The sequence below is a fragment of the Colwellia sp. NW0002-52-1 genome (genome assembly GCF_057550865.1).
On sequence record NZ_BAAJLU010000002.1, the window covers coordinates 14,512 to 28,994 of the forward strand.

The window sequence follows — 14,483 nt, forward strand, 5'->3', positions numbered from 1 at the left end:
TAATACTTAAAATTTAAGAAGTCTTATGTATAAATATATAAAAAATACAGGCACTTGCCTGTCATTCTGCCTGCTTGTAAGTATTTCATATGCCGCTTACAGCAAGCAAAAAAGTGAGTCGTGGTTAGACACACAAATAAATAAAGATCCCGAAATAATTGAAGCAAGAGAGTTGTTAATCGCAAGCAATCATCATGCAAAAAGCTTAACTCAGGCAATATATAACCCTGAGCTTGACGCAAGTTTTGAGAAAGAAGGTGATTTTAATAACTATTCAATCGGTTTGAGTCAGACCATTGATTTTTGGGATAAACGCTCTGCCAATACGTCAATTGGCGAGATAACTCTTTATGCCAGCCAGCAGCACTTATTGAATTTAATCGATTCAAAAAAGGCCGATGCGTTAATTGCTTTGACAAATTGGCAATCAGCGAAAGATACTGCACAGCTATCTACGGAGAGAGAAAGTCAACTGCAAACCTTACTTAGTATTGTGGAAGACAAACAAAAGGCGGGAATACTTGAGCCTCTAGATGCTGAGCTGGTTTACTTAAACTTGTCTCAAGTTTTTAGTGAAATAGCTGAAGATCAAATCGAGCTAAAAAATGCTGAGGTTAAAGTTAAAGAGCTGCTGCCTGATTGGACACCAGAGTTAGCCAGTAAAATCTCTATTGATTTCGATGTTGAAAACTATTCATACAAAGCTGAATGGATTGAACAACACCCCCAAGTACAATTCGCTAAAGCAAAATGGAAAGAGCAACAAGCTAAAGCACAACTAACAACCATTGAGAATAAAGCTAATCCCACCATAGGGATTAGCGCAGGAAAAAATAGTGACGATAATATCGTTGGCTTAACATTCTCTATGCCTTTGAATATCAGAAATAACTATTCCGATGCTACTAAAGCGGCATATTCAGAAGCCGTTGCTGCGGAAGCTTATTTCCAATCCATTTATCGAAAATGCTCTTTTGAAGCTCAGGCCAACTATGAATCCCTCATGATCAGTAAAAAATACTATCAGCGATGGCAAAACCTTATGCAAAACCGAATTGATAATAGCGCGAGGTTGCTAAACGCTCGTTGGGAGGCTGGAGACATCAATACTTCAGACTATCTAATAGCGTTGAGCCAAAGAGCTGATGGATTGCACTCAGGCATTCAACTAGAAAAACAATTTAGACTCTCTGAAATAGCCTTCATTTGGAGCATGGGTCAATTATCTAAGTTTAAGATTTAATTAGTTAAAACGGCAATTAGAAATCTTAAACGTTAAAAGAATATAGGTAAAAAAATGAATACATTATTTAGCAAAAAATTATTAGCAATAGTAATTAGTGGACTTTTTTTAGGTGGGACATTAAGCGGTGAAGTGTATGCTCTACAAGTAAATACAATTGAACCTGTAACAGCAAATCCCAAAAAACATAAACACGAACACTCGGAAAGTGAAGAAAATCATGTAGAAGAAGGCCATCAGGAAAATGAAGGCAACCATTCTGAAAAAGACACAGAACATGACGAACATGGTCACGACCAAGAGAGCAAAAATAAAGAAACTGAAGAGGAACATGAAGAAGGTATTACTCTAAGCCCTCAAAAAATGTCACTAGCCAATATTAAAGTTCAAAGCATAAGACCTGATTATCAATTCAGTACAATCTATGCGCCCGGAGAGGTCAAAGTAGATGGTTATAGCAGCTATGTCGTTTCTCCCCGTACCGAGTCAGTGATAATAAGCAGACATACTGCACTCGGTGAACACGTAGAAAAAGGACAAAAGCTGGTCACCCTATTTAGTGAAGCAATGGCTCAAGCTCAAGCTGACTACTTGATTGCGTCAACTGAATGGCAGCGAGTAAAGAAATTAGGCAACAAAACAGTAAGTGAAAGTCGTTTACTTCAGGCTCAAACCACATTTAACGCCACATACGGAAAACTTATCGCACTAGGGTTAACTGAAAAAGCTATAAAAGACATATCAAATAAAGACATAACTTCGTTTGGCCAATATTCGCTAGTAGCTCAGCGAGAAGGAGTAGTTTTACAAGATGACTTCACCCAAGGCCAACGAGTCGATGCGGGTGATACTATCATGCTTTTGGCAGATGAAAATAAGCTGTGGGTGGAAGCTAAAGTATCACCCAACAAAAAGCTCAATCTATCAATCAACTCTCCGGCAATAGTTAAATTAGAAGGAGAGGATTATAAGGCAAAAGTTATTCAGGAAGCCCACACGATTGATCCCATCACTAGAACTCGAATCATTCGCCTAAGTGTTAATAATGCAGATGACAATCTCCATTCAGGCATGTTTGTTAAAGTATATTTCCAATTTGCCACTGAACAAAAAGTTATGGCCGTTCCAGAAGAAGCGCTAATTAGAAGTGCGGACGGAGATTGGACCGTATTTGTTGAGGATCATCCCGGTGAATTCAAAGCGACAGAGGTTGAGTTAGGTCGTTCTCTAGGTAATTTCAGAGAAATATTTGGTTTAGAAAGTGGTACTCGTGTGGTCACTCAAGGAGCGTTTTTTGTTGCTTCTGAAATAGCTAAAGGCGGATTTGATCCGCATAACCATTAAGGAGAGCCGCTATGTTTAATAAAATTATAGATTGGTCTGTAAACAACCGACTCCTTATTTTGATTGCCTTATTTGCCACTATTGTTGGCGCAATAATGGTGATCCCAAAACTGAACTTGGATGCTTTCCCTGATGTGACTAATGTTCAAGTCGCGGTTAATACAGAAGCGCCGGGGCTTGCCGCAGAAGAAGTAGAACAACTCATCACTTATCCGATTGAAGCGGTCATGTATGCGTTACCTGATGTTGAACAAGTACGTTCAATTTCCAAAACGGGGCTGTCTGGCGTTACTGTCGTTTTTAAAGAAGGGACTGATATCTATTTTGCACGGCAGCTCGTCTTTGAACGGCTTCAAGCTGCAAAAGAGTTGATACCTGACGGTGTAGGTACGCCTGAAATGGGACCAAATACGTCTGGGTTAGGTCAAGTATTTCAATACTTGCTCGTGTCAGATAAAGACGCAGGATATGACTCAATGGCGCTCAGAAGCCTCAATGATTGGATAATCAAATTGCTAATTATGCCAGTTGATGGTGTCACAGATGTCTTATCTTTCGGAGGTAATGTTAGGCAATATCAAGTGAACATAGCTCCCTCTAAGCTCCTTGCATATGGATTGTCGCAAGAAGATATCGTTAATGCACTTGATAGTAACAATGCCAACGTTGGCGGTTGGTATATGAACCGAGGACAAGAGCAGCTTGTTATTCGAGGAACGGGTTGGTTCGAAAGTGGTGAAGCAGGCATTAGCAACATTAAGCAAGTACCTGTAAAAACCGTAGATGGTACTGTTGTGACGGTTTCTGATGTCGCCAAAGTTGAACTAGGTAGTGAAATTCGACAAGGTGCGGTCACTATGACCCGTAAAACGTCCGAAGGAAAAGTTGAAAACCTAGGTGAAGTTGTATCAGGCATTGTACTCAAGCGTATGGGTTCCAATACAAAAGCAACCATTGATGGTATTAATGCACGAATTCCACTAATCAATCAGGCATTACCTAAAGGTGTTCGATTCGAACCCTTCTATGATCAAGCTGATTTAATCGAACAAGCTGTCAGTACTGTAGTCAATGCACTAGCACTTGCCTTTATCTTTATTTGTATCGTGCTTGCCCTGTTCTTAATGAATTTAAGAGCAACGTTTCTTGTTCTTATTTCCATTCCAATATCGGTAGGTATTGCATTAATGATCATGGCTTGGTGGGGAATTTCTGCCAATCTTATGTCACTAGGTGGCATTGCCGTAGCTATTGGTATGCTTGTGGACGGCTCAGTGGTCATGGTTGAAAATATGTTTAAACATTTAAACCACCCTGATTCAACACACCAACAAAGTGTAGAAGCACGTGTTCCTAGTGATGATACTGATCCCTTTGCAATAGAAAAAGATGATCATGGTATCGAGTTGCGGCTAAAACAAGCAGGCAAAGAAGTGGCTCGCCCAGTATTTTTTGCTGCTTCTGTCATTTTAGTCGTGTTCTTGCCTTTGTTTAGCTTTGAAGGCGTCGAAGCAAAATTATTCCAGCCAATGGCAATTAGTATTATTTTAGCCATCATTTCAGCTATTGTTGTTGCCTTGTTTATCGTACCAGCACTCGCCACTTTCATGTTCAAAAAAGGCATAAAAGAAAGAGAAAGCTTTGTCGTTAAACCTTTAGATAAGCTATATAAAAAGGGGCTTAAGTTTGCACTTAAACGTACCAAGTTAATTGTTGTTACCTCGCTAATTATGGTTGTTTCGGCTTTTTCAATTATACCTTACATAGGTACTGAATTCGTTCCAGAGCTAGAAGAAGGAACAATTAACTTAAGAGCAACTCTTGCTCCTTCTTCTAGTTTAGATACTGCATTGATGGTTTCACCTATATTAGAAGAAAAGTTGATGGCATTTCCTGAAGTTACTTATGCGCTAAGCCGTATCGGGCGACCTGATATTGGCGGCGATCCTGAACCAGTTAATAACATCGAGATTTATATCGGACTTAAACCTGTATCCGAGTGGACCAGTGCTTCAAACCGTTATGAACTGCAAAACAAAATGGAACAATCGCTTGAAGAGTTTCCGGGACTTTTACTGAACTTTTCTCAACCAATTGCCACCCGTGTAGATGAGTTACTATCTGGTGTAAAAGCACAACTAGCGATAAAGCTGTTTGGGCCAGACCTCAATCAATTGGCAGTTAAAGGGCAAGAAATAGAATCGGCAATTAAAGAAGTTGAAGGCGCTAGAGATGTTGCGCTTGAACAAATAGCTGGTGAAGCTCAATTAGTTGTAAAGCCAAACAGACAAGAGCTTTCACGTTTTGGCCTATCGGTCGGTGATATAATGGAAGTGATACGAGATGGTATAGGTGGAGTTGAAGCAGGACAAATCATCAACGGGAATGAGCGTTATGATATATATGTGCGTTTAGAAAAAGAATATCGTAGTAATAAAGAAGCTATTTCTGATATTCGCATTCAGTCTCCAACAGGGGCTTGGGTTCGTCTTGGTGATGTTGCAACAATCTCTTTTGAGTCAGGCCCTCCGCAAGTGAGAAGAGATGATGTGCAACGACGTGTTGTTATCCAAGCCAACGTACAGAATCGAGATATGGGCAGTGTTGTTGCCGATATCAGACAAGTAATCGCCGAGAAAGTCGATTTACCTGCTGGCTACTCTGTTGCCATTGGTGGTCAATTTGAAAGTCAACAACGAGCACAACAACGGTTAGCTATAGTGGTTCCTTTATCTTTGGCGCTAATTGCTCTTTTGCTTTACTTCGCATTTGGCTCAGTTGGTCAAGCCATGTTGATTTTAGTTAATGTCCCATTAGCTGTTATCGGTGGTGTTTTCTCCTTATATTTCTCTGGGCAATACTTGTCCGTACCAAGCTCCGTTGGCTTCATTACACTATTTGGTGTTGCAGTGTTAAATGGTGTGGTTATGGTTGAAAGTATAAACCAGCGAATTAGAGATGGCTTAGAAGTCACTGATGCTGTTTTTGAAGGAGCAACTTCTCGTTTGAGACCTGTTCTTATGACAGCAATAACATCTGCATTAGGTTTAATACCGATGTTAATGTCAAATGGTGTAGGAGCTGAAATACAACGACCACTGGCAAGTGTTATAGTTGGTGGTTTGATAACAGCAACATTACTCACATTGTTTGTTTTGCCTGTTTTATATCGCTGGTTCTCCAAAAAGAAAATTGAGGAGTTATCCCGCTAATTCAATTTTCATCAATTGTGAAGCTTCCGAATCAAGGAATATGAATTGGAAGCTTCGCTTTATTGCTATCACTAAAAAGCTAGCTATTACGTAAAATTACTAATCTGATCGAATATTGAATTTGTTGAAGTCATTCTAGACTCCTTATTTTCGTTATTTAATGACTTTTATGTTGAGACTTAAGTTGCTCTCTCATTTCTAAAACTCGATCTGCCGAATAAGCTCCTGCTCTCATAACAACCAATTCAACAAACGAAATATCAATTAACTTGTGGTCAACATCAATCACATAGTAACTCCCATTATGTGTGGTTATTTCTAGTTTATCCTCGACAGCAGTTTTGCTAATAATCTTTGAAGTTACTATTTGCTCAAATGGCCGAAATCTGAATGTTTCATCGTCAATAACCACCCCTGATAAAAACTCGCCAATAAATGATTTTTCAAATTCTTTATAGTCATAGACTGAGACTATGTAGGCATCCTTTAAAAATGTTTTATCCATGTGTTACTCCCTACTAATAGCTAGCAGGGAGCATATCTCGCAACTCTAATAACTCATTTGGAGAATACATACACTCATGCATTAAATTGAACTCAAATACATTTACATCAAACTCTTTTGGTTCAGCATCTAAGGTATAAAAGTCAGCACCAAAAGTTCGGAACTCAAGGCCATTGATTTCGATAACTTTTGTTGTGAACAAAACTTCTCCCTTTTTACCGCAATCACTATCTTCAGCAAATGTGGCGTAAAGCACCTGTTCAACTTTTTCCTCTGTATCAGATTGAATTGAGATAAGTGTGGCGTTAGTCAGTTTGATTTTTGGTCTCATGCTTGTGCTTCCTTGTTATCCTCAATGCTAAACGGGCGAAAAAAACTTAGATATTTAACCCCATCGACTTCTAGTAAATTCTTGTCAGCATCAAAATGTGACAGAACACTAGATTGATACAACGAAATGTATTTTTCATAATCTATGGTGTTAAAAAAATTGGTATCAACGCGACGGGCATAGAAAATTAAGCTCTGCTGGTCTATACGAATAGTAAACTTTTGATCTCCATCTACGTTTTTGACCTGTAGACATAAATCGGGTTTGTGCCAATCAGATACATAGGAAGGAACCAGTGGGAAGCCATAAACCAAATAACGCATGCCCTCGATTTTGAAGGTTGTTGGACTGAACTGAGTCTTGCTTACTTTGCCGCTGTTGAATAGTTCGAGTGTCAACATCAGCCAATGTTCATGTTTCGAAAAGCTATTTCCGTCAGATATACAGCCTTCGAATTCACCATCATGGTTTACATGATTGATGTACATGTATTTTTTAATGTTATCCAAGGAAAGCTTTTCAAACGGAAACTTTGAAGCGATGAGCCTGAAATAACAACCATGAACTTTTAAATCTGCATATTGAACTATCAACGGATCATCAAAGGCATCAAAGTATGGTCGCCACTCTAAGCGGAAGTCAGCTCCTGTATTTACAATAAACTTGGCATCTTCAGGTAACCCTAAAGCTTGGTAGATCACTGAAACTAACTCTAATGTTTCGATATCTACCAGCATCAGGCTTTCAATGCGGTTTGCCATTGACTCAATTTCTTTATGAAGCGACTCAATGATTTCTTGATCATCATATTCATTGATCATCAAGTATTTCAGGGAATCGTGCTTTAGAATTGAATCCAGATTTTCCTGTTCAAACACCTCAGTGAGACAATTATGGGTATCAGAAAAATGAGGGCTGTTATAAACACCTCTAGCCCACAGACCTTGTGCGTAAAGATCAGGAAACTCTAATAACTCAGCAAACTCTTTAGCTTGTTTGTTAAGCTTATTCTTTAATTGGTATAGCGAGATCATATAGTTCTCCAAACAGTGCTTGCAAACAAACAATGGCCTACTAACACACTGTTTATCTGACTATTTGAATCACCAAATTTTTCGGATGCTCCGCTTCACTGCTCATATTTTTAACGAAAAAAATATGCGTAGGCGTAGGCTGTCCGGTCAGCCTTCATCTTATAATATCGCCAAAAAACAAAATGACAACTTACGTATTTGTACAAATTTATGTAGATATTTTGAGTTTAAACTCTGAAAAGCTAAGCCCAAAAAGGGATATGACCAATTCTTCATTTATATTGGAGCCGGGAAATTTTTTTTCAAAATTTCCGATGATGCTATCTAGGTGGCTAGCCAATATTTTTACTAAAAATATTTCCGAGTTTGGTGAGAGAGCGGAAAGTACTATCAATGGATTGTCAAAAGATTCAGCTTTTATTTTTACTAGTAAATCACTGTAACTGTCACAGCCGTATAGACAAATAGATACTCCTTCTTGGGCCTGCCCAAGGGGAATTGATAACTTTTTTGACAACCTCTTTGCCTGACGCTTTATATTACTTATAAGCGCTTCTGATTCAAAAGACATACGCACACCAAAACATAATAACTAAGGTCCACAGCACCCAAGTCATTACATCTTCAATGTATGATTAATCTTTTAAACCCAGAGTAAATCCATTTCGTCCGCATGTGTGGAAACTGGCTTCTCTGAAAAGCCACTGCAAAAAGCAGTGGCTATTGTCGCAATATTATAAGGAAATGTGAATGGTAGTTTGATGCCTACATATTCTTTTCAGTGAATTCAGCCAAGCTACTACGCTCTACTTCATCAAAAATCAGCACTGATCCTTTTTCATAATGACGATACACATTAACAGCCGCACTTGCACCAGACGAAGCAGGTGTTACAAACTTATCGTCAATCTGGGCTAGGTTACCCAATACAATAGTCCGACAATTTTTACCTCCACGACTTAACATACCCTTGATTTGCGCTCTAGTCATGTTTTGAGCTTCATCAATGATTAACACAGCATCGTCTATTGAACGGCCCCGAAAGTAAGCCATGCTAGTAAATTCTATATTGGCTTTTTCAATCACATGCTCAACTGTTGCATGAATATTTCCTTCATGATTATCATCAGAGTGCATCGAGATAAGTGCATCCGTAATACCTGCAAGCAAAGGCATCGATTTTTCAGTTAAATCACCCGGAAGGAATCCGGGATCGTCATCCATAAAGTCTCTTGACCGCACCACAACAATTTTTTTGTACTTTTTCAACTCCAATACTTGATGCAGCGCCGAAGCAACTGCCAAAAAAGTTTTTCCGGAGCCAGCAGGGCCAAGGATGATATTTAAGTCATAGTAAGGGTCTGTTAATTGGCTTAAAGCTACCGCCTGACGCTGATTTTTTGGCAATATGCCCCATACCTTTTCTTGCTTACGAGGCAATAACTTTGTGTATACCTCAGTATCAGTCACTTCTGAAATCCGGCCAATGTGTCCGGCTTCATCGTACCAATACATGTTTGGCTGAACTTCATCGTTGAACAAGCTGATTGGGAATGTATAAACCTCTCCTGAGACTTTGAAATCTTTATCTGATTCAATTCGATCAAAAAGATCACCTTCAAAGGCTTGTACGCCTGTATAAAGCAAATCTATATCTGCGATTTGATTATCAACGGATACATCTTCAGCCATAACACCAACAGTTCGAGCTTTTAATCGCATATTGATGTCGCGGCTAACGATGGTAACGTCTTTATCTAACTCTTTCTGAAGATGCAGTGCATAGTTAATTATTCTATTGTCAGCATCGCTACCTATCGTGTGCTTTAATTCTTTTGCCATGTCCAATTGAGTATCAATACCAATGAACAACTTGCCTCTTTTAGCTGTTTCAGTAGAAGGCAGTGGAATACCTGCTTCCATTTCTTCTGCACTGTGCCCATTAATTATGTCTTCAAGCATACGAATACATACACGAGCATCAGCACTTACCGATTTATTGGTTCTTTCTTTTAAATTATCTAACTCTTCTAAAACTGTTAGACAGATGTATACATCTTCACTGTAAGCGAGCAATGACTTTGGATCATGAACTAGTGCCGATGTATCTAATACTCTTGGGTTTCTGTGTTCACTTAGATTATTCATTTTAGTTCTCCTTTGAGAACGATTTTCATTAATTAGCATTTTAGATTTACCTTAGGTTTATTATTTTTGTTTGTGCCTTCTTGCAGGTTAAATCCGTTATTTATATTTATTGATTAATGGTTCTGTTCTTTAAGTCACACTTAATGACATGTTAGAGAGATTAGATCTGAGCTTGTTATAAATACTCAATTTCTTCAGTAAGAATAAGGTCTGTAGATAGGTCTGCACAAATATTGAAAAAAAGCTTGCAGTAATACCTGTCTTACCACAACCTGCTGGCCCTGTAAGAATCACTAAATCAATAGCAGGGTCGAGTAGCGCATCCATCGCCATACCCTGATAAATATTTTTTGGATGAATACCCCAAGCTTGTTTCGCCATTAAGCGCTCTCGGCTTAAATCTGCTATGGCGAGTTTCTCATGATCTCCGCCAGTAATTTTCCCTGCAAAGTGCTCGCCTTCATCTATTAAGTATTCATTAATATAACTATTAGGTAATAAGTCTCGTTTTATATAATGAGTGGTATTACGGCCTTGGGTTTCGCTTTCGCACTCCTTAACATGCTGCCAAAAATCACCGGTAAACTCGTGATAACCTTTGGTTAAAAATTGAATGTCGTCAATAAGCTGATCGGTGCGATAGTCTTCAACAAAAGCAAGCCCAGCGCCTTTCGCTTTTAAACGCATGTTAATATCTTTGGTAACCAGTACTACTTTATTGTTTGGGTTTGTAGCTTGTAAATGAATGGCTGCACTAATAATGCGATTGTCATTTTCATTAAACGACAGCTTAACTTTACTTTCATCAAGCGCATAGTCGTTAAAAATAGATAAACAGCCACTTGGGTGTTGTTCATTATTTTGCGGTAGCTTAACGCCGGCAAGCACTTGCTCTGGTGAAGCGTTAACTAAGGTATCTTCTAGTGCCCTGATGGCAATGCGGGCATCTCGGCTTACATCTTTATTGCGGTCTTTAATAGAGTCTAGCTCTTCTAAAACCGTCATGGGTACTACAACATCGTGTTCTTTGAAAGAGAGGAAAGCGAAAGGTTCGTGTAATAATATATTGGTATCTAAAACGTAAATAATTTTATTTATTGTCATATGAAATCCTTATCCAAGTTGAAGGTTTCACAGCAATACTTGTTTAGAAAATACTGCGAAAAACCACAAAAGATTGATAACTTATCTCACCAAAATAATTTATTGCTTCGTTCGTTTCTATCATTGCTTTTACAATCATAGAATTAGCTTTTCTATTAAGCTAATAACCACTTTACAGTTTATTTATCTGCAAGCAAGCAGCTTTTTTGAATTAATTAAATTTGTATTAAGTACATTATTACTACTGTGAATGCTATGTAACCTCAACTCAGAATAAGCAGCACTTGCTCAATGCTCCCTTTTAAGCCATTACCTGCGTTAAAACGTCGATAAATAGCTCACTATTTATAAACGTTTTGCCTTGGAAATGGCATAAAATGAAGCATTGATGATGCCTATTCGTGATGTTCACCTTGCAATAAGATTAACTTTGCCACCTAAGCTTTTGATTCACATGAGTCTCAAGCACTCATTATCCAGAGTTCAGGTTATGTAAATTAATACAACCCCCAAATCTGTAAAATTTCAGCAAAAAAACTACCTTTTAGCTGAATTATTTAATGATCACTTCTATGATTAACGATATTATAGCGCCTTTTTTTTACGCGTATTTTTACGCGAGTTAATGAGTTGGAGTTTTTGTTTATGTCATTTTACCCTGGGCAACGCTGGATTAGTGATAGTGAGTCAAATCAAGGGCTAGGCACCGTTACCGCTGTCGAAGGTCGTTTTGTAACTATCGTATTTACGGCAACAGGGGATGCGAGACAATATGCTATGGATAACGCACCTTTAACGCGCGTTATTTTTAACGAAGGAGACAGCATTCCAAGCCATGAAGGCTGGACGCTAACCGTTGAATATTCAGAAGAAAAAAACAACTTATTAACTTACTTTGGTGTTAGGCAAGACACAGGTGAAGCGAGTTCAATTAAAGAAATGATGATTGATCATTTTATTAAATTTAACAAACCGCATGATCGCCTACTTAATGGCCAGATTGATCGCCTTGATTGGTTTCGTTTAAGAAAAGACTGTTTACATCATCAATTTAGCCAACAACAATCAGATTTAACAGGCCTTAGCGGTGGTCGTGTTAGTTTAATTCCTCACCAGTTATACATTGCTGAAGAAGTGGGCAGCCGCTTTGCCCCAAGAGTGTTGCTAGCTGATGAAGTAGGTTTAGGTAAAACCATTGAAGCAGGTTTAATTATTCATCAACAGCTAGTTACCGGTCGCGCTAAACGTGTACTTATTATTGTGCCAGAATCATTAATGCACCAATGGTTGGTTGAAATGTTACGCCGTTTTAATCTGCCGTTTAGTATTTTTGATGAAAGTCGCTGTGAAGAAACTTCAGATAATGGCGAAGGCGAAAATCCCTTTAGCCAAGAGCAATTGGTACTTGTAAACCTTGGTTTTATCACTAAAAATCCTCGCTGGTATGAAGCGATGATTGATGAAGAGTGGGATTTAATGGTGGTTGATGAAGCACATCATTTAAATTGGCAGCAAGATAATGCCAGTATTGAATACCAATGTATTGAGCAATTAGCACAAACTATTCCTGGGGTTTTACTATTAACTGCAACACCTGATCAGCTAGGTCACGAAGGTCATTTTGCTCGTTTACGATTGCTTGACCCTGATCGCTTTTTCGATTATCAAAAATTTACCGAAGAAGAACAGCATTATACTGAAGTTGCAGATGCTGCTAATACATTAATTACCGATGAACCATTGGCTAATGAGCAAGTAACAACGCTAACCACATTATTAAGTGAAGCTGATGTTAGCGCACATATTGCAGCAATAAATCATGCTGATATAACAGAGCAAAAAAATGCTCGACAACATATTCTTGACCAGCTTTTAGATCGCCATGGCACAGGTCGTATTCTATTTCGTAACAGTCGCAATACTATTAAAGGCTTCCCTGGGCGTGAGTTACACTCAACACCGCTGGTTATGCCTGATGCTTATCAAGAAGCCATTAATGAGTTATTACTCTCGGGGACCGCTGAAGATTTAAAAGCGCAACCACAAGTAAAACTCATTTTTACCCCTGAAACGTTATTCAGCTTAGACAGCCATGAAGATTGGTATGATATTGACCCACGCGTTGACTACTTAATCGAGCTGTTACAATCGCTGAAAAAAGAAAAAGTGTTAGTTATTTGTGCCAATGCACAAACGGCTATCGACCTAGAATCAGCCTTGCGTGTTAAAGAAGGCATGCGTGCAGCAGTATTTCACGAAGGTTTAAGTATTTTTGAACGTGATCGCGCTGCCGCTTACTTTGCCCAAGATGAAGATAGCGCCCAAGTACTGCTATGTTCTGAAATTGGTAGCGAAGGCCGTAACTTTCAGTTTGCGCACCATTTAGTATTATTTGATTTACCGCGTAACCCTGACTTACTAGAGCAACGTATCGGCCGTTTAGACCGTATTGGACAAACTGAAACTATTCGAATTCATGTGCCTTATTTTGAAGACTCGGCACAAAGCTTACTGTTTAAATGGTACAAGCAATCTTTAAATGCCTTTGAGCATACCTGTATTACTGGCCATGCAGTATTTAATGCTTTCGGTGAAACCTTATTCGATTTAGCGTTGAGCGCGAGTTGGGACACCAAAGAAGCTGAAACTTTGATTGAACAAAGCCATGAAAAACACTTAACGATCAAACAAGATCTAGAATCAGGTCGAGATAAGTTACTTGAATTACATTCTTCTGGCCAAGGTAAAGCCCACGCTTTAGTGGAAAAAATTGAGCAATTAGATCAACAAATTCATTTACCACAATTTATGTTCCAGATATTAGATGTTTTTGGCATTCAACAAGATGATAAAGCTGATAATGCCATTGCTTTGCAACCTTCTGAGCATATGTTGTGTGCTAACTTCCCATGCTTACCTGAAGACGGTACAACCATAACCTTTAATCGCCAAACCGCATTAGCCGTTGAAAACTATCAGCTAATTACTTGGGACCACCCTATGGTTCGTGGCGCGATGGACTTGGTATTGTCTGACGAAACGGGTAATTCAAGTATTGGTTTGCTTAAGAACCCTGCGCTGCCAGCCGGGACATTCTTCTTAGAGTGTATTTTTACTCTAGAAGCTATTGCGCCAAGTAACTTACAACTCGGTCGTTACTTACCAACAACACCTATTCGTATATTGGTGGATAAAAATGGTAATAACCTTGCTGATAAAGTGAGCGAAGCTGTGTTAGATCAACAACTATCACCAGTGAAAAAGCAAGTAGCCTTACAACTAGTTAAAGCACTAAGAAGCCAAATAGCGCCATTAGTGGCTAAAGCTGAAACACATGCCGAACAACAAACGGCAACCATACAAGCAAAAGCACTTGCTGGAATGCAAGAAGCCATGGATGAAGAGCATCAAAGATTAACAGCACTTAAAGCAATAAACCCAAGCGTACGTCAGCAAGAAGTTGATTTTATTTTAATGCAAAAAAGTGCTTTAGCAGACTATATTGAAAAAGCTAAAATTCAATTTGAAGCGGTTCGTTTAATAGTAGTTAGCAACTAGTTTT

9 protein-coding genes and 1 pseudogene are annotated in these 14,483 nt (G+C 38.8%); 4 read left to right on the forward strand and 6 right to left on the reverse strand.

Translation table 11 applies throughout. The annotated features are described in order from the left end of the window. Positions 1–25: 25 nt before the first annotated feature. From AC27H3_RS02765 to AC27H3_RS02775, 3 genes are read left to right on the forward strand one after another with little or no spacing between them, the layout of a single operon-like run. Positions 26–1,243: a TolC family protein gene (locus tag AC27H3_RS02765; RefSeq protein ID WP_064435652.1), complete on the forward strand. Its 1,218-nt coding sequence runs from the start codon at positions 26–28 to the stop codon at positions 1,241–1,243. A 54-nt stretch (positions 1,244–1,297) separates the two neighbouring features. Next, the gene (locus AC27H3_RS02770; protein ID WP_064435651.1) at positions 1,298–2,587 is read left to right on the forward strand and encodes an efflux RND transporter periplasmic adaptor subunit; all 1,290 of its coding nucleotides are present in this window, start codon (positions 1,298–1,300) and stop codon (positions 2,585–2,587) included. 11 nt (positions 2,588–2,598) lie between these two features. Further along, positions 2,599–5,799: an efflux RND transporter permease subunit gene (locus AC27H3_RS02775; protein WP_064435650.1), complete on the forward strand. Its 3,201-nt coding sequence runs from the start codon at positions 2,599–2,601 to the stop codon at positions 5,797–5,799. Between the two features lie 157 nt (positions 5,800–5,956). Here AC27H3_RS02775 and AC27H3_RS02780 read toward each other — a convergent pair whose 3' ends face one another. The 6 genes and pseudogenes from AC27H3_RS02780 to AC27H3_RS02805 form a co-directional block, all read right to left on the reverse strand. Next, a complete protein-coding gene (locus AC27H3_RS02780; RefSeq protein ID WP_064435649.1) occupies positions 5,957–6,304 on the reverse strand; it encodes a hypothetical protein in 348 nt (115 codons plus the stop codon). Between the two features lie 13 nt (positions 6,305–6,317). Beyond that, positions 6,318–6,635, reverse strand: coding sequence for a hypothetical protein (locus AC27H3_RS02785; RefSeq protein ID WP_064435648.1), 318 nt, complete (start codon positions 6,633–6,635; stop codon positions 6,318–6,320). Then, on the reverse strand, positions 6,632–7,669 hold the full coding sequence (locus AC27H3_RS02790) for a hypothetical protein (RefSeq protein WP_064435647.1): 1,038 nt from the start codon (positions 7,667–7,669) through the stop codon (positions 6,632–6,634). The genes AC27H3_RS02785 and AC27H3_RS02790 overlap by 4 nt, the downstream gene beginning before the upstream one ends. Positions 7,670–7,877: 208 nt before the next feature. After that, on the reverse strand, positions 7,878–8,240 hold the full coding sequence (locus AC27H3_RS02795) for a hypothetical protein (RefSeq protein ID WP_064435646.1): 363 nt from the start codon (positions 8,238–8,240) through the stop codon (positions 7,878–7,880). A 194-nt stretch (positions 8,241–8,434) separates the two neighbouring features. Further along, entirely contained in the window at positions 8,435–9,817 is a 1,383-nt protein-coding gene (locus AC27H3_RS02800) for a PhoH family protein (RefSeq protein WP_210560111.1), read from the reverse strand. Between the two features lie 258 nt (positions 9,818–10,075). Then, positions 10,076–10,921, reverse strand: a pseudogene (locus AC27H3_RS02805) (PIN domain-containing protein); the annotation flags it as partial. 645 nt (positions 10,922–11,566) lie between these two features. On the opposite strand from AC27H3_RS02805, the gene rapA reads away from it, so the two are divergent. Further along, positions 11,567–14,479, forward strand: a complete 2,913-nt coding sequence (gene rapA, locus AC27H3_RS02810) for an RNA polymerase-associated protein RapA (RefSeq protein WP_487103553.1) — start codon at positions 11,567–11,569, stop codon at positions 14,477–14,479. Positions 14,480–14,483 lie beyond the last annotated feature (4 nt).